This is a genomic window from Sutcliffiella halmapala, assembly GCF_002019665.1.
GTDB lineage: Bacteria > Bacillota > Bacilli > Bacillales > Bacillaceae_I > Sutcliffiella_A > Sutcliffiella_A halmapala.
Map to the genome: position 1 here is coordinate 821,954 of NZ_KV917375.1, position 20,491 is coordinate 842,444.

Sequence of the window (20,491 nt, forward strand, 5' to 3'; positions counted from 1 at the left end):
CGAGGAGAATGAAAATGGAGAAACCATTAGTAACTGACAACCATATAAAACTGGCACCACTGTTCCATCCAGAGGAAGGGAAGGTCGTCATTTCCCCACTTGGAAAAGAAACGGGCTATTGGGCAGGTGCTCCCACTGTTTTATTCGATGAGAAGGATCAAACCTTTTATTTATACTATCGTTTGAGAAATCCTCGTGGCCATGGTGAAAATGAACGTGGTTTTGAGGTTAGAATTGCGAGCAGTAAGGACGGCGAAAACTTTATTGATGTGTGGAGCATGCATAAAAAGCAATTGAATTCTAGTTCGATTGAGCGTTCTGCGCTTGTGAAAGTAAACGATAATCTGTATCGCCTATATATTAGTTATGTAGATTCTGCAGATAATCGCTGGAGAATTGATGTGATAGAAGCCAATTCCCCTACTTCATTTGATGTTACTAAACGCCAAAAGGTATTAAAGGCATCTGACCAGGCTGGAGTAGAAGGTGTGAAGGATCCTTACGTGGTGAAGCATGGTGACTTGTATTATATGTATTTTGTTTATGCAAAAGGGATTAAGCAGGCAGAAGCAGAAGGAATGCATGAAACTGGTGATGTTCATAACACAGGTTTAGCTGTTGCACCAACTGGTCTAGCTATAAGTAAAGATGGTATCAAGTTTGAATGGACAGATACAGTATTACCAGTGAGTGAGTCTGGATGGGATCAGTATCAATCTCGCCTAACTTCCATTATACCTTTTGAAGGAGCGTACACGGTTTTATGGGATGGAAGTGTAGGCGTGGAGCAGAATTATGAAGAGAAGTTAGCATTGGCTATAACGTTTGACTTAAAGACCTTTGCCAAAATCAATATAGAAGGCCCAGTCTTGGAAACTGTTTTGAAGAAGGCAGTACGTTATGTTGATGCGATTATTCACGAGGGGCAAATATGGTATTATTATGAATATACAAGAGAAGATGGAGCGCACGAGCTTCGTTTATGTAAAGTAGGATTATAAAAGGCAATATACTTGGCAAGTTAGGCTTTTTCTAACTCCAAAGTAGCTCAGGTGAAGGGAGTGTTCACCTAGCCATTACATCCAATTTTTTTTATGGGTGCCGTATCTTGCTTACACTAGTCTGACGAGTGAAGGCGCCTGGGCTACAATTAAAAAGGAGATAAGAAGAATGTCATTTATTGGTCAAAATACATTAAGAACAAAGCAACTAAATAGAACGTTAGTTTTTCAAACCTTGTTACGATTAGAGGCGCCAACAAGACAGGAAATAGCCTCTTTTACTAAGCTAACGCCAGCAACCATTACGAATATCATTAGCGAGTTAATAGAAGAAGGTTTTGTCGTAGAGCTAGGAAACGGTGTGAGTGAACAAAAAAGGGCTGGCCGCAAAACAGTTGTGCTTGGATTAAATGAAAATTCAAGTAAGATTGCTGGAGTCCATATTCGGAGCGACCGAGTGGAAATAGGAATTGTGACGTTAAGAGGAACAGTGTTAAAGTCGACAAGCTTTCCTATCCCACCAAAGATAAAGCAAGATGATTTTCTTCAACTATTAAAAACGAAGTTACAAAGCTTTTTGCAACAAAATAAAACCATTCCTATTTCTTGCATAGGAGTCGGATCAGTTGGACTTGTGGACTATGAGAATGGAAGAATTTTAGAAGCAGAGCATTTAGGTTGGGAAAATGTTGACCTAGTTGCAGAGTTATCTACCACTTTTCAGCTTCCGGTATTTTTAGATCATCATGTACGTGGTATGACATTAGCAGAGAAGATGTTCGGCTCATGTAAAAATCAATCTGACTTTTTAAGTGTCTATATTGGTCAAGGAATAGGTGCGGGACTATTTTTGAAAGACCAGCTTTACCGCAGTGAAATGACAGGTGCAGGTGAGCTCGGTCATATGACTTTTCAACCTGAAGGTGTGGACTGCTGGTGTGGAAATAAGGGGTGCTTAGAGCGCTACGCGTCTGAAGGAGCCATCAAGAATGAATTGAAGGTAGATTCCACGTTGAAGGTAATCGAAGCTTGTCAAAATGGTGAGAAAGAGGCCATTCAAACCCTCCGTACAGCAGGAAAAAGAATTGCTATTGTCCTTGCTTCCTTCCTTAATATGTTTCATGTCCAAAAAATTGTGATTGGTGGGGAGCTTGCGCATCAAGACCTACCGCTTTTGAATGAAATTAGAGAGGTCGCTAATTCACGTTCCTTTTTGGCTAAAAAAAGAAAAGTAGAAGTAGTAACAACTGTCTTAGGGGAGCAGCAAGGAATCATTGGCGCAGCAAGTGTAGCGTTATTAGATGGAGTGTTCACTGCCACTAAATAATGAAAAATAAGGTTGCTTTTACTAAATTCATTTGTGATTCAAATACGATGTATAACAAGAATCTATGCGAAAATGAGTGATGAATAGATGAGACTCGGTTATTTAACCAATTCGCTTGTTCACCATGGCGTAACAGATATCGATAAAATAGTAGAGTGGTCATTGGAGCAAGGATTTGGTTCCCTAGAAATTGGACCAAATATTCCTTTTGATCATCTAGAAAGAGTCATTCGTGAAGGACAAATAGAGATTGCAGCTTTAACTTATTGTCGCAATTTTTTGAGTGAGGATGAAAGAATTGCTCAAGAACATCGAAAAGAATTAATGACTCGCATCCAAAAGGCGGGGGAGCTCGGGATACCGACTGTTGTCACTTCAACAGGAATATCGCCAAATGCGACAGGTGATAAATACGATGGCTATGACGCCATTCGTTCCAAGCCTGAATATAGCCTAGATCGAGTTGTTTCCTTTTTTGAAGAGGTAATTGTCGTAGCTGAGGAGGCAAATGTGAAGATTGCATTTGAGAATTGTCCCTTGATGGGAAATATTGCGATTTCACCTGAACTGTGGCATGTTTTATTTGAACGGCTTGGTTCGGAAAAGGTCGGTTTGGCCTATGATCCGTCGCATCTGATGTGGCAATTTATTGATCCATATCTACCTATAAAAGAATTCGGAAATCGCATTTTTCATGTGCATGCAAAGGATACAGAGATAAATATAGAACGATTGAAGAGAGTCGGATTCCTTACTGATTATAGTTGGTGGAGGTATCGCCTGCCCGGTCTTGGAGAGCTTAATTGGACTAAATTCATTTCAGAATTAAGGGAAGTCGGCTATAGCGGGGTTATTAGCATTGAACATGAAGATCCGGTATGGGGTGGTGACTTGGTGAAAACGAAGCAGGGCTTATTAATTGCCAAGCAATATCTAGAGAGTGTACCTGGGTTAATAGAACGGTAGTATTAATAGTAAGTCAGAATTCCAAGAATGTGGATTCTGCCTTTTTTTTCTGAAGGCTCTGTTAAAGTCCAGTGTTGATTTTTAGGTACATAGCTGTTGATTGGAGCACAAGGCGAAGACTCCTGCGGGAGATAGCGTTTTGTGGAGACCCCGCAGGAGCGCCAGCGACGAGGAGGCTCCACAAGCGCCCCGCGGAAAGCGAAGCCTTGTGCGGAAATCAACAGCTGTCTTTAACAGACCCTTTCTGAAAAAAGTCAGAAGGATGGCCGGAAAATTCAAAACCACAGTGAGAAAAGTTAGAAACTCGCAATTACGAAAACTAGGAATTGTGAAAGTAAGAGTTCCTTTATCTTTTATTTAGATGGAGAGTCTCTATGTTGTTTTTGAAATTCCTTCAAGGCGGAAATAATTTGTTCTTCAAAAGCTTCTGAGATCAACTCCACGCCATATTGATAAGAAGGATACACTTTTTTCTGCCAAACAATTTTTCCGATTAATGAAAGCTCTTGATTTCCAATTGTAATCTGTAAGGTCAACTCAATATCTTTGTTAGATGGGATATTTAAAGAACTTTGCATTCTCAAGCCGCTTGGACTAATATCCAACATCTTCCCTTCCCCTTCAGAAGAAGAAGCACTCTTGCCATCTATTCGGCTAATAAAAAAATTCATATCAACTGGAACCCCAAACTCATACCGAAAGGGCTCATTACGCTTATACTTCATATCGAAGCCTCCATAAAAAATCAACATACACATCTTAATACAAAATAACAAAAACCCTTCTACATGTAAATCAAAATCCCTGCTGGTGCCTGGCCCCATTGTAAATTATTTATCGCATGGAAAATTAAGGTGATTGTTTTGTGCGAATCTCTTATTTGCGATGGTTTACTCATGTATAATGGTAGTAGTGATTATGGAGAGTGAAAAAGAGGTAGCATTTATGTGGGATATTTTTTTGTTTTTATTTGTGGTTGTGCCCGTGGTTCATCTTATTCACGAATTGGGACATGTTCTTGTTGCAAAAATATATAACGTTACACAACCGAAAATTGTGCTAGGAATGGGTCCTGAATTATTTCGTTTCACCCTTTTTGGAATCAATCTTAACGTGAATTACATAGTGTTTCTAGGCGGTTATTCTACTACTACTAACGAGAAGGACGAGGAATTATCGGCTGGAAAAGTAGCTTTCATTTCTTTAGGTGGCCCACTTTTCAACATTGTGTCTATTATATTGATGCTTCCATTTTTAGCTAATCAACCGCTTATAATGGTGAATATGTTCTTCTTCTTTAGCTGTTGGATAGGATTCGTTAATTTAATCCCTTTTAAAATTGGTGAAAAGAAATCAGATGGTTGGCAAGTAATAACTTCCTTATATAATCTAGCCAAATCTAAATTAGTTTAGGAGGATACATGAATGAAATATTTTATTATAACAGGTGCTTCGAAGGGACTTGGAGAAGCAACTGTTCAGCATTTATTACAGGAAAATCATCATTTGATTTGTATCGCTAGAACTGAAAATGAGCAGCTTGTGCAAGAAGCTCATGAAAGTGGAGTAGAATTACGATTTATTCATGAGGACTTGAGTAAGTATGACAGAGTAACGGAAATGGTTCGAGATGTTTTACATTCTATTGAAATGGAAGATGTAGAAGAAATCTATTTTATTAATAATGCAGGAATGGTAGATCCAATAAAACCTGCTGGTAAAGCAGAAGAATCTCTTGTTACCAAGAGTATTCATTTAAACCTATTAACACCGATGCTCGTAACGAATGAATTCCTGCGGATCACAGAATCCTGGCCATGTAAAAAGGTAATGGTGAATATTAGCTCTGGAGCAGCGAATCGGCCTGTTTTTGGATGGAATACCTATGGAACAACAAAGGCAGGGCTTGATATGTTTACAAAATCCGTGGGACTTGAGCAGCAATTTGCAACATATCCTACGACACTTCTTGCTTTTTCACCGGGAATAATGGATACGGACATGCAAGGAATCATTCGACAAACGAATAAAGAGGACTTTACAAGTGTAGATGTATTCAAAAACTATCATGAAAAAGGAGAGCTGCGTTCGCCTTCTTTTGTCGCAGATAAAATGCTAGGTTTAATACTATCTGATCAAATTGAAAATGGTAGAGTGTATGATATTAAAGAGTTTATTTAAAGAAAGAATAGGCAGACATTTTTGAATCTATTTCATAAAATAATAGAAAAAAGAGATAGCCGCAGCTATCTCTTTTGGAGTAAGAACTATTTAATCAATCTAAAAAGAATTTCTCGATATCGTCTAGCATCATGTTTGCTGCAAGTACGCCACCTGCAGTGTTCCATATAGGGTCACTTACTTCGTGAACATTTCCAGCTTTAACCACTTCTAAGTTTTGGAATAAAGGATCTTTTAGCCATTCTTCCTTCACTTTGCTTGCTTCCCCATCACCAGTTTCATAAGAGAAATGGAATAAGATATCTCCATCCATTGCAGGGATTCTTTCTTTAGTTGTATTCATTTCAGCAAAATCATCTACGTCTTGTGATTCAGGTCTAGCAAATCCTAGTTGTTCAAGAATAACACCTGAGAAGGAATCTTTATGGTAAATACGAACATCACCAGCAGTGAAGCGTACCATAGAAACCTCTTGTTCCAACTTATCTCCTAGCTCTTCGCTAATACCTTTAATACGTGCATCATATTCAGCGATTACTTTCTCGCCTTCTTCTACTTTATTTAAAGCTTTTGCATATAATTCAAAGTTTTCTTTCCAGTTTCCTCTTAACGCTTCAGCAAAAACCGTAGGTGCGATTGCGTTTAATTGCTCGTACACATCTTCTTGACGGATCTTATTTCCGATAATTAGATCTGGTTGTAGAGCAGCGATTACTTCTAAGTTAACGGCACTTTCTGTACCAACAACTTCTACGCCTTCCATCTGATCAGCGATATGCTCGTACCATGGATCACCTAACCAAGATTGAACCGCTCCAACAGGAGTAATTCCCATTGCAAGAAGTGCTTCAGTTCCTTCATTTGTTAAAATAACTACTTTCTTAGGAGTACCTTCAATTGTAGCTGTACCCATTGCGTGTTCTACCGTATAAGAAGTTTCTTCCGTTGGAGCATCTCCAGCGCCATCTTCATCCTTGCTTGCATTATTGTTCCCATTATTGCTAGAACATGCTGCTAAAACTAAGGATGTGATGATGCTTAATAGAAATAATGTAAATAGCTTTTTATTTTTCAACATAATATGTAGCCCCCGTCAAATCTTGATAATGATTTTCATTTACACATTTGATAGTACTGTTCTTGATTATTATTGTCAATATTTTTCTGAGAATGATTTTCAAAGTCATTGACACAATGCGTCTATTCTCCTAAACTTAAATTGGGTAAAAAAAAAGGATATATAGATAGAAGGTACACAGATATGTTACTACGTACAACAAGCCAAAAAGCAGTAGGTTTATTAATAGGATTCTTTCTATTATTTCTTTGCTTCGTTGCAAGCATTATATATGGTTATACCGATACTAGCCTCTCATTAGCAATCGATGCATTTCGAAACTTCGATGGATCGAACGAACATATCATCGTGCAATCTGTTCGTTTACCACGTGCAGTAGTTGCTGCGATTGTGGGAGCAAGCTTGGCAGTGTCAGGATTGTGGATGCAAGCATTAACAAAGAATCCACTCGCTTCACCTGGGATATTCGGAATCAACGCAGGAGCAAGCTTTTTCGTCGTAATAGCTGTTTCCTTTTTTTCCGTTACTTCCTTACAAACATATACATGGTTAGCATTTTTAGGAGCAGCGGTTGCAGCTTTCGCCGTATATTTTATTGGTTCTATTGGTCGAGAGGGTTTGACTCCAATGAAACTTACCCTTGCAGGGGCTGCTTTTGCAGCAATGTTTTCCTCGCTTACACAAGGGTTTTTAGTAGTAAACGAAACTGCATTGGATCAAGTGTTATTTTGGCTAGCAGGATCCGTACAAGGTCGTAAGCTTGATATCGTATATGCGGTACTTCCTTATATTGCAGTTGCTGGAATAGGATCCTTATTTATAGGAAGAAAAATGAACCTGCTCGCAATGGGAGACGATGTTGCGACTAGTTTAGGTGTAAAAACAGGGCTATTAAAACTGACTGCCGCTATCATTATCATCCTATTAGCAGGTGGAGCAGTTGCGATTGCAGGTCCAATTGTATTCATAGGGATTGTCATTCCCCATTTAGCTAGATTCTTTGTAGGAACCGATCATCGCTGGTTGGCACCATACTGTAGTATTTTAGGCGCAATGCTCTTACTGGTTGCAGATATTGGAGCGCGTTATGTAATCATGCCACAGGAAGTACCTGTTGGTGTAATGACGGCAATCATTGGGACTCCATTCTTCATTTATATTGCACGTAGGGGGTTCCATGGGAAATGAGAAAATATAGAACGCTCCGACTAGGGAAAGAAACTATTTCCTTTTTTGTAGAAAAAAAATCAATACTTACTATCATCGGGTTAGCATTATCAGTTGTTACTTTATTCATTTTAAGCACTGGTATGGGGGATATGAAAATCTCTCCATGGAATGTCGTTAAGGTATTCATGGGAAATGGCGATCAAATGGAAACATTAGTGGTTCAATCCTTCCGTCTACCGCGAATAATTATTGCACTATTAGTTGGGATGTCACTTGCAGTTGCTGGTGCGATATTGCAAGGCATAATTCGTAACCCACTGGCATCTCCTGATATTATAGGATTAACGGGTGGGGCTTCTACTGCGGTTGTTTTATTTTTAGCGCTTTTTAGCGATAGCAATAATTCTTTAACAGTTAGTATTCAGTGGCTACCATTGAGCGCATTTATTGGTGCAACAGCCATCGCAATTATTGTTTATACTTTATCTTGGAAAAACGGCTTGTCTCCTGTGCGCCTTGTTTTAATTGGGATTGGGATATCAACTTTGATGCAAGCTTTAACCACTTTATTCATGGTGCTTGGTCCAATTTACCGAGCAAGCCAAGCAAATATTTGGATTACTGGAACAGTATACGGCTCCAACTGGAGTCATGTGAAAATATTATTACCTTGGACCTTGATCCTACTAATTGTCAGCTTCATGGTAGTGCGTCATCTTAACATTCAAGAGCTTGGGGACGAAATAGCTACAGGTGTAGGGGGAGCTGTTCATAAGCATCGAGTTGGTCTGTTATTCTTAAGTACTGCCTTAACTGGTGGAGCGGTTGCTTTTGCTGGAGGAATTGGGTTTGTTGGATTAATGGCTCCCCATATTGCGAGACGGCTTGTAGGCTCCTCATTCGGAGTGCTGATACCAACCTCAGCATTTATTGGAGCATTTCTCGTTATGCTTGCGGACTTAATTGGTCGAACATTATTCTCTCCATTAGAAATACCAGCAGGCGTATTTACAGCTTCAATTGGCGCACCATACTTTATATATCTGCTTTATAAAACGAGAAACACTTGACGAAAGGTGGAAGTAAAATGAACGCATTAGAAACTCAATCTTTAACACTATCCTATGGTGATTCCATTATAATTGAGGAATTAGATTTAAAGATCCCAAAAGGGGAAATTACCGTTTTCATCGGAGGAAATGGTTGCGGAAAATCCACCCTACTTCGTTCGTTAGCTCGTTTATTAAAGCCTAAAGATGGCAATGTACTTTTAGAAGGAAAAGCAATCTCTGAACAATCGACTAAAGAAATCGCGAAGCAACTCGCAATTTTACCACAGGGACCAACTGCACCGGAAGGCTTATCTGTTCTTCAATTAGTAAAGCAAGGCAGATATCCTTATCAATCTTGGTTAAAGCAGTGGTCAAAGCATGACGAAAAAGTAGTGAGGGATTCTTTAAAAGCTACAGGAATGGAAGAATTGGCAGAAAGAACAGTTGATTCCCTTTCTGGTGGTCAGCGCCAACGTGCCTGGATTGCGATGACCCTTGCACAAGAAACGGATGTCATTTTATTAGATGAGCCAACTACTTACCTAGATTTAACCCATCAAATTGAAATTCTAGATTTACTTTTTGAATTAAATGAAAAAGAAAATCGCACGATTATTATGGTGTTGCATGATTTAAATCTAGCGTGTCGCTACGCGCATCATATTGTAGCAATACGTGACAAACAAATTTATGCACAAGGTAAGCCAGAAGAAGTTATAAACTGTTCCCTGGTAAAAAACGTGTTTGATATGAACTGCCAAGTAACGACAGATCCACTCTTTGGTACTCCATTATGTATTCCTCATGGTAGAGGAAGATGTATCGTACCTAATATTGAAGGGTTGAGGGCATGAGTGTAAGTTCAGTATTAACGAAGGATGAATTAAGTTTTTTGCAGGAAAACGGACGTTTTGCCGTTGGAGCGGATTTCAAGGGAGAGACTGTTCAACTTTCAGCCTTAATTGAAAACGGAACTCTAGATTATTTGAAGAGTATTCAAGCTGCTCTGCATGCCGAGAAAAACGATGTGACAGGCTCTTTGTTAATGAAGAGACTAGCTTTTCTTGCTGTGAATTGTTTATTTAGTATGACGGCTTTTAATAAGGCAATAGATGTGAAACCGGAAAACATTTGGATCGATTCAACTGTAAATAATGACATTTGGCTGCCTAAAATTCGTTTTAAGGAGCTGAAAGTTGTAGAAGCACCTTCAGAAAATCGTGAGGCGTGGAGGAAAGAGATTTTTGTTCAACTTTTTCAAGAAGTTTATGCTCCTTTAATTGAACAATTAAAGAAAGACGCGAAGGTTTCTAGACAAACATTATGGGAAAACGTAATGCTATATATTTATTGGTTATATGAAACGGTTCTTCCAAAATTGGAGCAATCTACATATTTGGAAGAGGACTTTCAATCGCTTCTTAAGGCATCCCCGCATATGTTTGAGATGAAGCGCAACCCTGCTAGCCAGTTTTATAAGGAAAAGACATTCGTTCAAAAGCACCAAGCGGAAATTAGAGTCCGAACGACCTGTTGTTTCTATTATCGGGCCAATGATGCAGGGGCACATTGCTCTACCTGTCCACTTGATTGCAAATAAGTTGTAAAGGGGCGGATCTTCGTTGAATGAAAAATTAGAGCAACAACTAGATGGCTTGTTAGAAAAATATACCGAACTTCTATTAGGTGATGGACCAGAAACGCAAAAGGACAAAGTAAAGGCCTGGATCCTATATACGTATATCGCCAAATCAATGCCACCGCTAGTCAAACATTGGAACGAGCAATATCCAGATGCCAAGCAAGACATGATGACCTTAATTAAGGAAATTAAAGAATTGAATAATGCACACCGTGCCAAGAACATAGGGCAAAAAAAATAAGGTAGGAGAGGCTTTCTAAAAGAGGAAGGTCTTTTTTTTTGTGGACTTTGCGTGTGGGGATAGCTTTGTGTGGCTTAGAAAGAGTGAGGTTGCTCAGAAAAGAGAGGAATCGGCTCATAACCAGAAGAAACCGGCTCAGAAAAGAAGGGAATCGACTCATAACCAGTACGAAGTGGCTTAGAAAGAAGGGAACCTGCTCATAACAATATAAAAAAGTAGCGGAATCGTCCTCATACCGCTACTTTCCAGAGAAAAGCACCAACTACTGCATCATACCGTTATTACCGTATGGGAATTGAGCGGTATAGCCTTGAAATTGTTGGTATTCCTGTTGCAGTTTTTGTTGATCAGCTTGTTCTAAGCTATACCAACCTTTTTGGAACATTAAATTGTAGAGCTCACGCTGACAATTCTGTGTTTCATTAAATATGGCCAGTAAATCGGTGTAGATATATTGATTACTTGCTTCATTTAATGCCGTGCTGTAGGATGCTGTCATGTATTTTTCAGTTGCTAACATATCGTTTATAAAATCACGATCATTCATTTGTGGTGTTTTAGCAACAGGTGACTCTGGATTTTGGATTTTTGATTGATTCATTTAACTATCCCTCCTTTATTGAAGCGGTGGTTGCTGTTGCATTTGATTTTGGCCCTGAACATGCGATAACACTTTTTGATAATGGCGTTGATGCATTTGTCCAGCTTTTTCGATAGCTTGAATAACTTCTTGATCCTGACATTGTCCGGCAAAGAAATGTGCTTTTTTCATCGCGAGCAAATTCCAAGAAAGCATATCTGCAAAATATAATGAGTCTTTTGTTGTCACAACCTTTGGAGGCTGTGGATAATAGCCTGATTGCTGCGCCGTGTTTTGCTGCTGTTGCTGTTGTTGTTGCATACAACGACCTCCTGAATTTAAAATCTCAATTGTAGAATGTCCTAAATGGTACAAACTATGTATCCGAAAGAAGGTTGTAGTTCAGCCAGAATGCATGAAAATTAAAAAACGACAAATTTAATGATTTAACGACAAATAACTTGTATTCAAATATTTGAAAAGGTGATAAAATTAGGTTTGAGATTTTGATTTATCTAACGTGAAAGCGTTTAAATATTTTCAGAAAATAATAAAAAGCGGGCAGCTAAGTTACTTTATATAGAGAGAACATCTAGAAGCGTGGGAGGAACAACATCATGGAACAAGTAATGAAAAATACTTTCTTGTTTTTATCAAAAAATAAAACGTTGACGAAAATGGCGCGAAGATATGGATTGCGTTTTGGTGCAGGACGTTTTGTAGCAGGGGAGCGTATTGATCAAGCCGTTAAAAGTATACATGAGCTAAATGCAAAGAACTTATGTGTAACGATCGATTATTTAGGAGAATTTATTGATACAGAGCGTGAAGCAAATGAAATGGCGGACAACTCCATCGAAGCGATTCGTGCTATTGGAACAGAGAAATTAGATTCTCAACTTTCTCTAAAGATGACATCAATGGGTCTAGATATTTCGGATGAAATCGTTATGAACAATATGCGTAGAATTTTAGATGCTGCCAAAGAATATGGTGTCTTTGTTACAATTGACATGGAAGACTATACTCGTTGTGAGAAAACAATTGAAATCTTCAAGCGTTTAAGAGAAGAATATGATAATGTAGGAACTGTTATTCAAGCCTATCTATATCGTACAATTTCAGATATTGAAGACTTAAACCAATACAGTCCAAATCTACGTCTTGTTAAAGGTGCGTATAAAGAGTCACCTGAAGTAGCGTTTCCAGAGAAAAAAGATGTAGATGATAACTTTAAAAAAATCATCGAAATGCATCTTTTAAACGGGAACTATACAGCGGTAGCGACACATGATGATGCAATGATTGAATATACAAAAGAACTTGTAAAAAAGCATAATATTCCTAATGACCAATTTGAATTCCAGATGCTTTACGGAATCCGCACGGAGCGTCAATTAGAGCTTGTTAAAGAAGGTTATAAAATGCGTGTCTACGTCCCATACGGTACGGACTGGTACGGATATTTTATGCGCCGTTTAGCAGAACGCCCGGCAAACGTGGCTTTTGTTTTAAAAGGGATGCTTAAGAAATAAACCATTTGATAAATGGATGAAGTTTAAATGGAAAAAGAGGGAGCGCTTTGCGTTTGCTCTTTTTTTGTTGCTGGATTTTTGGGGTTTGATAATGGTTAGAGTGGTTCTTTTTTATTTTTGGTAGGGTGGCTGTTGGTCGTTGCGCCACCCTATATTTAAGAATTAATCTTGCATATTGTGTTTGCCGTATTGCTGATTGTTGCTAGTCTTTTTTCCGCTATAGTCCATTTCAACTGTTGGACCAGCGTTACCCTTTACGCTTGCAGCACTTTTCGCTGCTTGAGAAGGTTGTTTTTTCATTTTTGCCATTACTTTTCACCTCCGTTCACTTGTGTTATTTTTACCTGTAAAGTAAATGAAATACAGTGTATGTATGGAAAATAAAGTGGAATTTCTTATTTATATATTGCGAAAATTCTTTAAATACTTTATAGTTAAAATTAAGAGAACTCTTGAAAAGGAGATATTTTTTTGCGATAAAAATGAATGAGTATTCATTCAAAAACCAAGAGTTATATTTTAAATTCTACTATCAAGGGGGAGGAAGAATGAAACAAAGTATTAAAAAGGCTGCTGTAATTGGATCTGGTGTAATGGGGTCTGGAATTGCAGCACATTTAGCAAACGTTGGAATTCCTACAATCTTGTTAGATATAGTTCCTAACAAATTATCGAGTGAAGAAGAAAAGAAAGGCTTATCACTCTCTGATAAAGCGATAAGAAATAAGTTTACTAACTCAGCATTACAAAAGCTGTTGAAGCAAAAGCCAGCTCCGCTTACAACAAAGTCAAACCTTGGACTAATTGAAGCAGGGAATTTAGAGGATGACATAGCGCGTATTGCGGAATGTGATTGGGTTATTGAAGTAATTGTAGAAAATCTTGAAATTAAAAAGCAATTGTTTGAAAAAGTAGATGCACACCGCAAGCCGGGAAGTATTATTAGTTCAAACACTTCTGGTATCTCCATTGAGGCGATGGCAGAGGGACGTTCGGAAGATTTTAAAAAGAATTTTCTTGGTACACATTTTTTCAATCCACCACGCTATTTAAAACTATTGGAAGTAATTCCTACTAAAGATACAGATTATAATGTGGTTAATTTTATCAAACAATTTGGCGAGGATGTTCTTGGGAAAGGAATCGTACTTGCTAAAGATACGCCAAACTTCATCGCTAATAGAATTGGAACATACGGCTTATTAGTAACGCTAAAGCAAATGCTTGAGGGTGGATACAGTGTCGGAGAAGTAGATTCTGTTACAGGACCTGCAATTGGTCGCCCAAAAAGTGCGACATTCCGTACATTAGATGTAGTAGGACTAGATACATTTATTCATGTTGCCAACAATGTATTTGAAAAAGTAGAAGGTGCGGAAAAGGATGTTTTCCAAGTACCTGATTTTATGAGAAAAATGCAGGCTAACGGCTGGCTTGGTAGCAAGTCAGGTCAAGGCTTCTATCTTAAACAAGGAAAAGAGATCCTTGAGCTTAATGCCGAAACATTTGAATACGAGCCTAGAAAGAAGCTGAAAACCCAAGCGCTTGAACTAAGCAAGCAAGCAAAAGGTTATAGCAACAAAATGAAAGCGCTTGTATATGCAGATGATCGTGCAGGGAATTTATTGTGGAGTATTCTAGCGCCAGTACTTAGCTATTCAGCGGAACTTCTTGGAGAAATTGCGGATGACATCGTTGCAATCGATCAAGCGATGAAATGGGGCTTTGGCTGGGAGTATGGGCCATTTGAAACTTGGGATGCAATCGGTTTAGAAGAGTCTGTGATGAAAATGAAGGAAGATGGAATCCTAGTTCCGAAATGGGTGGATGAGCTACTTGCTTCTGGACAGCGCTCTTTCTACCAAAAAGAAAACAGCATCACATCGTTCTATAGCAATGGAAGTTATCAAGCACTTGAAGTGAACGAAAAAGTCATTCATTTGAAAACGTTAAAAGAATCAACCGGTGTAATTAAAAAGAATTCAGGTGCAAGCCTTATCGACCTTGGAGATGACATTGCACTGTTAGAATTCAACTCACCTAACAATGCAATTGGCTTAGATATTATTCAAATGGTAAATTACGCAATTGAAGAAGTGGATAAAAATTATAAGGGTCTAGTCATCGGAAATCAAGGAAAGAACTTCTGTGTTGGTGCAAACCTTGCGATGATTTTGATGGAAGCTCAAGACGATAATTATTTTGAAATTGATATGGTAGTAAAGCATTTCCAACAAGCGATGATGAAAATCAAATATAGTTCGAAGCCGGTCGTTGCTGCTCCTTTTGGCATGACATTAGGTGGCGGAACCGAAATATGTTTACCTACTAGTCAGCTTCAAGCTTCTAGCGAAACATATATGGGCTTAGTGGAAGTTGGAGTTGGGCTTATACCTGGTGGTGGAGGAAATAAAGAGCTTTACATCAAGCATTTAAATAGTATGCCAGAAGGATTAGATTATGACCTTCAGAAGGTTGCGAACAAAGTGTTTGAGCAAATTGCAACAGCAAAAGTATCAACCTCTGCAGCCGAAGCAAAAGATTTACACTTACTGAACAATAGGGACCAAATTAGCTTTAATGGAGATCATCTTATTCATGACGCGAAGCAAGCGGCACTTCATTTATTTGAAAGTGGATACACAGCACCTGTTCGTAAGAAGGTTCCAGTGGTTGGGGAAACAGGCTATGCAACGCTCATGTTAGGTGCATATAACATGCTTTACTCTGGCTTTATCTCCGAGCATGATATGAAAATCGCTAAAAAGTTAGCCCATGTTATTGCAGGTGGAAATGTGCCATTTGGAACGGAAGTAGATGAGCAGTACTTGTTAGATTTAGAACGCGAAGCATTTTTAAGTCTAGTAGGGGAAGCGAAATCCCAACAACGGATGCAGCATATGCTTGTTAAGGGTAAGCCTTTACGTAATTAATTTTACTAGAATAATAAAATCCTAGAAAAGCGAGGGGAGCACTTTGAAAGAAGCAGTTATTGTTGCTGGTGCAAGAACACCAGTAGGGAGAGCGAAAAAAGGATCATTAGCTACAGTTCGACCAGACGATCTGGGAGCATTAGTGGTAAAAGAAACCTTAAGAAGAGCTGGCAATTATGATGGCCCGATTGATGACCTTATTTTTGGTTGTGCGATGCCAGAAGCAGAGCAAGGATTGAACATGGCAAGAAATATCGGTGGCTTAGCAGGACTTCCTTCTAGTGTACCTGCGATCACGATTAATAGATATTGTTCATCAGGTCTTCAAACGATTGCCTATGCAGCAGAACGGATTATGCTTGGGCACTCAGAATCCATTATTGCTGGTGGAGCTGAATCGATGAGTATGGTGCCGATGACAGGACATACGGTACGTCCGAATGCAAGGCTTGTCGATTCCGCGCCAGAATACTATATGGGGATGGGACATACAGCAGAACAGGTTGCTTCCAAGTATGGAATAAGTCGTGAGGATCAAGATGCGTTTGCTGTCAGAAGTCATGAGCGAGCAGCAAGAGCGATTCAAGAGGGTAAATTTTCTGATGAAATTGTTCCTGTAGATGTGGCTGTTAGAAGAGTAGGAGCGAATAACAAAATAGAAGAATCGAGCTTTACCTTTAGCCAAGATGAAGGGGTCCGTCCAGGTACAACGCTTGACGTTTTAGGAAAGCTACGTCCTGCATTTAATGTAAAAGGCTCTGTAACAGCAGGGAATTCCTCACAAACAAGTGATGGAGCAGCGTCAGTCTTAGTGATGGAAAGAGAACGAGCAGAAGCATTGGGTTTAAAACCAATCGCGAAATTCCGCTCCTTTGCTGTAGGAGGAGTTCCACCAGAAGTAATGGGAATTGGCCCAGTTGTAGCGATACCAAAAGCCTTAAAATTGGCTGGTCTAGAGCTTTCAGATATCGGACTTTTAGAACTCAATGAGGCATTTGCTTCACAAGCAATTCAAGTTATGCGAGAGCTTGGACTCGATGAAAATAAAGTCAATGTGAATGGTGGAGCGATCGCTCTAGGTCACCCGCTAGGTTGTACAGGATCTAAATTAACACTTACACTGCTTCATGAAATGAAACGACGCAATGAACAATTTGGGGTTGTCAGCATGTGTATCGGCGGCGGAATGGGAGCAGCCGGAGTATTTGAGTTATTAGCATAAAATTACACCCTGGATGATGAAAAGTGGACGTATTGTATTATTTGTCGCCCCTGATGATCGTAGTGGAAGGTGTGAGGCTCCACAAGCGCCCCGCGGAAAGCGAACACCTGCAGCGGAGATTGTCAGGGTGTTTACCAAGTAACCAATCTATTTTCAGGGTAGCCAAAATAATGAGAACTAAAAAAGGAGGAAAATAAAATGTCAAAAGGGTTAGAAAATATTATCAAGGGTGGTAGCTTTCTTATTGACGATGTACTGGCTGAAAAAGTATTTACGCCAGAGGATTTTACGGATGAGCATAAATTAATTGCCAAAACGACCGAGGATTTTGTTGTAAACGAAGTAGTTCCAAATCTTGAGGAGATTGAACATCATAATTTCGATATCTCAGTAAAACTTTTAAAAGAAGCTGGGGAATTAGGACTTCTAGGAGCAGATGTGCAAGAGGAGTACGGCGGATTAGGCTTAGATAAAATAAGTTCCTCTCTTATTACAGAGAAATTTTCTAGAGCAGGTGGCTTCTCCTTATCTTACGGTGCACATGTAGGGATCGGCTCCTTACCAATTGTGTTATTCGGAAATGAAGACCAAAAGCAAACATACTTACCAAAGCTTGCATCTGGTGAATTATTAGCTGCATATGCTCTAACTGAGCCTGGTTCGGGTTCCGATGCACTTGGAGCAAAAACGACGGCAAAATTAAATAACGAAGGCACGCACTATATTTTAAACGGGGAAAAACAATGGATTACAAACGCAGGCTTTGCTGATGTATTTGTTGTTTATGCAAAAGTTGATGGAGAGCATTTTTCTGCCTTTATCGTAGAGCGCGATTATGAGGGAGTATCCACAGGTCCAGAAGAAAAGAAAATGGGGATTAAAGGCTCTTCCACTCGTACACTAGTATTAGAAGATGCAAAGGTTCCGAAAGCGAACTTGCTAGGTGAGATTGGGCGCGGTCACGTTATTGCCTTTAATATTTTAAATATTGGTCGTTATAAGCTAGCTGTGGGAACAGTTGGCGGATCGAAACGTGGCATTGAGCTAGCGGCACAATATGCCAACCAACGTCAGCAGTTCAAAACACCAATTGCGAAGTTCTCCCTTATTCAAGAGAAGCTTGCGAATATGGCGACAAAAACCTATGCGACAGAAAGCTCCGTTTATCGCACAGTTGGCCTATTTGAAGATAGTATGGGACGCCTTACGAAAGAGGAAGAGAATGATCCAAACGCCGTCGCTAAGGCTGTGGCAGAATATGCGATTGAGTGTTCTTTAAACAAAGTATTTGGTTCCGAAACATTAGATTATGTCGTGGATGAAGCAGTTCAAATCCATGGTGGATACGGCTTTATGGCGGAATACGAAGTGGAAAGAATGTACCGTGACTCCCGTATTAATCGTATTTTCGAAGGAACAAATGAAATCAATCGCTTATTAGTGCCTGGCACTTTTTTACGAAAAGCACTAAAAGGAGAGCTGCCATTAATTCAAAAGGCACAAAGCCTCCAGGAAGAATTAATGATGCTAATGCCTGAAGAAGTGGGCGATGGAGTATTAGAGCAAGAGAAATATTTAGTAAAGAATGCGAAGAAAATCGCGATTCTTATGACAGGATTAGTTGCGCAAAAGTACGGAAAAGCACTAGAAAGAGAGCAGGAGCTCCTTGTAAACATCGCGGATATTATTAGCAATGTCTACTCCATGGAATCAGCTGTACTTCGTGCGGAAAAAGCAATTGCCAAATCTGGAGAAGAGAAAAACAAGTTAAAGGTTCTTTACACACAAGTATTTTGCCAAGAAGCCTTTAATCAAATTGAAGCAGATGCAAAAGAAACGCTTGTTGCGGCTGAGCATGGCGATACACTTCGCATGATGATCTCTGCCTTACGCAAGTTCACGCGTCATACGCCAATCAATGTTATTGCGAAAAAGCGTGAAATTGCGGCAGCAGTCTTAGATGCACAAAAGTATGTGGTATAAGGATAGATAGAAATAAAAACCAGACTTCTAGCAACTAGGAGTCTGGTTTTTGTTTAAAGAATTATTTTTTGTATTATAATTATCTAGCTTGGCCTCTTTGCCTGCTAGCTCATTGAGAGATTATTTTTGTAATAACTCTTCCAGAAAGTCTGAAATAGAAGGAAGGATTAATTTCTCGACACTTAGTTTTACAGCATTGGTAGAGGATGGAAGTGCGTAAATTGCGCGTGCTTCTTTACATCCAGCGGTGGCTCTACTAAACATTGTACTTGTTCTTAATTCTCCATAGCTTAAAAAACGTAAAAGCTCTCCAAAACCAGTCATTTCTTTTTCAAGAATACTTGTCACAGCTTCGTATGCAACATCTCTTGAGGTAAAGCCTGTTCCTCCCGTTAATATAATAGCTTGGATAGTTGGGTTTGTGCACCAAGTTTCAATTTGTTCCACAATCTCTTCTTCGTTGCATTTTACACTCTTGAAATCTGTAATAATATGGTCATTGGCTTGCAGGATATTTATGATTGTCCTCCCACTTGACTCTGATTTATCTGTCCCGTTGTCACTTACAGCTAATACAGCAAAGCGTATTTGAGTGAATTGATTAGTTGGTAAAATAAATAAAACCTCTTTTCAAAAAAATTCTACTTACACAGTAGCAAAAAGTGGAGCGCTTAATCTGTGATTTATGTCACAGATTAAGAGCTATAGAAATGATTTAATAAAAAAGAGTTCTAAATGAGGACAAATTAAAAAGCAGAACGCGATTGGTCCTGCTCTTTAATCAATTCGACACAAATCAATCGGACAATTTTCACAATTGATTTCTAGTTTTAAGAATTCAAGATTGTGAATCGTTATTTTCCCTTTTGCTATCGTTAAAATATTACGTTTCTTTAAGTCGCTTAACATGCGGTTCACTACTTCACGAGAAGATCCGCAATAGTTTGCTAAATCTTGGTTAGTTAATGGGGTGTTAATCAATATGCCGTTCTCTTTCATTACTCCATAGCTGTTGGTCATTCGAATTAGTGTAGAATAAAGTGCTCCTTTTTTTCCATTTAACACAAGGTCTCGAAACTTAGTTTGTGTTCTTCGAAATTGCAGACCCATCCATTTCATAAAAACTAAAGCAAGTTGACTGTTTTCGGAAAGCCTTTGTTCGAGGAGTTCTTTCTCAATAACGAGTACTTGGGCGTTTTCAACCACTTTAGCATTTTGCATATAAAGAGCTCCAGCACAAAACAAACTTAACTCTCCGATAATATCATCTTTACTACAAAGTCTTAATGTTAACTCTTGACCATCAGGGGTAATTTTACTCATCTGAATTTTTCCAGTTATTATGACAAAAAGCGCAGTTGCTTCGGATCCCTCCTGGTATAAATAGGAACCTTTTTTGACTTCTAACTTTGTTTTAAAGGAAGAGAACAAAAAATCTTTCAGTTCTTTTTCTATCTTATCTGTCACAAGAGTTCCCCCTTTAATCAATAGCAACAAGTGAATATTACTATTTAAATGAATGCTTTTTCTTTATGGATAGATTCCCTTATTGTAACTATTAAAGGTAAAAAAAGCTATGG

General features: G+C 38.9%; 21 protein-coding genes. 14 read left to right on the forward strand and 7 right to left on the reverse strand.

Annotated elements, in window-relative coordinates; all coding sequences use genetic code 11:
* Positions 1-14: 14 nt before the first annotated feature.
* From BK580_RS03705 to BK580_RS03715, 3 genes are all read left to right on the forward strand, one after another.
* Positions 15-1,001 (forward strand): glycoside hydrolase family protein, encoded by a 987-nt coding sequence (locus BK580_RS03705; RefSeq protein WP_078379057.1) that lies wholly within the window; start codon positions 15-17, stop codon positions 999-1,001.
* Between the two features lie 169 nt (positions 1,002-1,170).
* The gene (locus BK580_RS03710) at positions 1,171-2,328 is read left to right on the forward strand and encodes an ROK family transcriptional regulator (protein ID WP_078379058.1); all 1,158 of its coding nucleotides are present in this window, start codon (positions 1,171-1,173) and stop codon (positions 2,326-2,328) included.
* Between the two features lie 87 nt (positions 2,329-2,415).
* Positions 2,416-3,294: a sugar phosphate isomerase/epimerase family protein gene (locus BK580_RS03715; RefSeq protein WP_078379059.1), complete on the forward strand. Its 879-nt coding sequence runs from the start codon at positions 2,416-2,418 to the stop codon at positions 3,292-3,294.
* Positions 3,295-3,647: 353 nt separating this feature from the next.
* Here the strand turns inward: BK580_RS03715 and BK580_RS03725 are convergent, their stop codons facing one another.
* Positions 3,648-4,019 (reverse strand): PilZ domain-containing protein, encoded by a 372-nt coding sequence (locus BK580_RS03725; protein WP_169864787.1) that lies wholly within the window; start codon positions 4,017-4,019, stop codon positions 3,648-3,650.
* A gap of 220 nt (positions 4,020-4,239) precedes the next feature.
* Here BK580_RS03725 and BK580_RS03730 point away from each other — a divergent pair, with 220 nt between their 5' ends.
* Both BK580_RS03730 and BK580_RS03735 read left to right on the forward strand, forming a co-directional pair.
* Entirely contained in the window at positions 4,240-4,707 is a 468-nt protein-coding gene (locus BK580_RS03730) for a site-2 protease family protein (RefSeq protein WP_169864790.1), read from the forward strand.
* A 12-nt stretch (positions 4,708-4,719) separates the two neighbouring features.
* A complete protein-coding gene (locus BK580_RS03735) occupies positions 4,720-5,475 on the forward strand; it encodes a (S)-benzoin forming benzil reductase (RefSeq protein ID WP_078379063.1) in 756 nt (251 codons plus the stop codon).
* A 94-nt stretch (positions 5,476-5,569) separates the two neighbouring features.
* On the opposite strand, the gene BK580_RS03740 is transcribed toward BK580_RS03735, so the two are convergent.
* Positions 5,570-6,553, reverse strand: a complete 984-nt coding sequence (locus tag BK580_RS03740) for an ABC transporter substrate-binding protein (RefSeq protein ID WP_078379064.1) — start codon at positions 6,551-6,553, stop codon at positions 5,570-5,572.
* Positions 6,554-6,736: 183 nt separating this feature from the next.
* Between BK580_RS03740 and BK580_RS03745 the strand changes: the two genes are divergently transcribed.
* Genes BK580_RS03745 through BK580_RS03765 form a run of 5 tightly spaced genes read left to right on the forward strand, consistent with a single transcriptional unit; the run spans position 6,737 to position 10,658 of the window.
* Positions 6,737-7,741: a FecCD family ABC transporter permease gene (locus BK580_RS03745; RefSeq protein WP_078379065.1), complete on the forward strand. Its 1,005-nt coding sequence runs from the start codon at positions 6,737-6,739 to the stop codon at positions 7,739-7,741.
* The gene (locus BK580_RS03750) at positions 7,738-8,793 is read left to right on the forward strand and encodes a FecCD family ABC transporter permease (protein WP_078379066.1); all 1,056 of its coding nucleotides are present in this window, start codon (positions 7,738-7,740) and stop codon (positions 8,791-8,793) included. The genes BK580_RS03745 and BK580_RS03750 overlap by 4 nt, the downstream gene beginning before the upstream one ends.
* Before the next feature lie 17 nt (positions 8,794-8,810).
* Positions 8,811-9,629 (forward strand): ABC transporter ATP-binding protein, encoded by an 819-nt coding sequence (locus BK580_RS03755; RefSeq protein WP_078379067.1) that lies wholly within the window; start codon positions 8,811-8,813, stop codon positions 9,627-9,629.
* Positions 9,626-10,375 (forward strand): IucA/IucC family C-terminal-domain containing protein, encoded by a 750-nt coding sequence (locus tag BK580_RS03760; protein WP_078379068.1) that lies wholly within the window; start codon positions 9,626-9,628, stop codon positions 10,373-10,375. The genes BK580_RS03755 and BK580_RS03760 overlap by 4 nt, the downstream gene beginning before the upstream one ends.
* A 22-nt stretch (positions 10,376-10,397) precedes the next feature.
* Positions 10,398-10,658 carry a YusU family protein gene (locus BK580_RS03765; RefSeq protein WP_078379069.1) on the forward strand — a complete coding sequence of 87 codons (261 nt, stop codon included), beginning with the start codon at positions 10,398-10,400 and terminating at the stop codon, positions 10,656-10,658.
* Between the two features lie 262 nt (positions 10,659-10,920).
* Here the strand turns inward: BK580_RS03765 and BK580_RS03770 are convergent, their stop codons facing one another.
* Complete coding sequence (locus BK580_RS03770) at positions 10,921-11,259, reverse strand: spore coat protein (protein WP_078379070.1); 339 nt, start codon at positions 11,257-11,259, stop codon at positions 10,921-10,923.
* A gap of 15 nt (positions 11,260-11,274) precedes the next feature.
* Positions 11,275-11,559, reverse strand: coding sequence for a hypothetical protein (locus tag BK580_RS03775; RefSeq protein ID WP_078379071.1), 285 nt, complete (start codon positions 11,557-11,559; stop codon positions 11,275-11,277).
* A 296-nt stretch (positions 11,560-11,855) separates the two neighbouring features.
* Between BK580_RS03775 and BK580_RS03780 the strand changes: the two genes are divergently transcribed.
* Positions 11,856-12,773, forward strand: coding sequence for a proline dehydrogenase family protein (locus tag BK580_RS03780; RefSeq protein ID WP_078379072.1), 918 nt, complete (start codon positions 11,856-11,858; stop codon positions 12,771-12,773).
* A gap of 162 nt (positions 12,774-12,935) precedes the next feature.
* On the opposite strand, the gene BK580_RS03785 is transcribed toward BK580_RS03780, so the two are convergent.
* Positions 12,936-13,082 carry a YuzL family protein gene (locus tag BK580_RS03785; protein ID WP_078379073.1) on the reverse strand — a complete coding sequence of 49 codons (147 nt, stop codon included), beginning with the start codon at positions 13,080-13,082 and terminating at the stop codon, positions 12,936-12,938.
* A gap of 239 nt (positions 13,083-13,321) precedes the next feature.
* Here BK580_RS03785 and BK580_RS03790 point away from each other — a divergent pair, with 239 nt between their 5' ends.
* The 3 genes from BK580_RS03790 (at position 13,322) to BK580_RS03800 (ending at position 18,911) form a co-directional block, all read left to right on the forward strand.
* On the forward strand, positions 13,322-15,706 hold the full coding sequence (locus BK580_RS03790; RefSeq protein ID WP_078379074.1) for a 3-hydroxyacyl-CoA dehydrogenase/enoyl-CoA hydratase family protein: 2,385 nt from the start codon (positions 13,322-13,324) through the stop codon (positions 15,704-15,706).
* Between the two features lie 43 nt (positions 15,707-15,749).
* Positions 15,750-16,928: an acetyl-CoA C-acetyltransferase gene (locus tag BK580_RS03795; protein ID WP_078379075.1), complete on the forward strand. Its 1,179-nt coding sequence runs from the start codon at positions 15,750-15,752 to the stop codon at positions 16,926-16,928.
* Positions 16,929-17,126: 198 nt separating this feature from the next.
* A complete protein-coding gene (locus BK580_RS03800) occupies positions 17,127-18,911 on the forward strand; it encodes an acyl-CoA dehydrogenase family protein (RefSeq protein WP_078379076.1) in 1,785 nt (594 codons plus the stop codon).
* A 120-nt stretch (positions 18,912-19,031) separates the two neighbouring features.
* On the opposite strand, the gene BK580_RS03805 is transcribed toward BK580_RS03800, so the two are convergent.
* Both BK580_RS03805 and BK580_RS03810 read right to left on the reverse strand, forming a co-directional pair.
* Positions 19,032-19,526 carry a MogA/MoaB family molybdenum cofactor biosynthesis protein gene (locus tag BK580_RS03805; RefSeq protein WP_078379077.1) on the reverse strand — a complete coding sequence of 165 codons (495 nt, stop codon included), beginning with the start codon at positions 19,524-19,526 and terminating at the stop codon, positions 19,032-19,034.
* 162 nt (positions 19,527-19,688) lie between these two features.
* Positions 19,689-20,378 (reverse strand): Crp/Fnr family transcriptional regulator, encoded by a 690-nt coding sequence (locus BK580_RS03810; protein ID WP_078379078.1) that lies wholly within the window; start codon positions 20,376-20,378, stop codon positions 19,689-19,691.
* Positions 20,379-20,491: the final 113 nt, after the last annotated feature.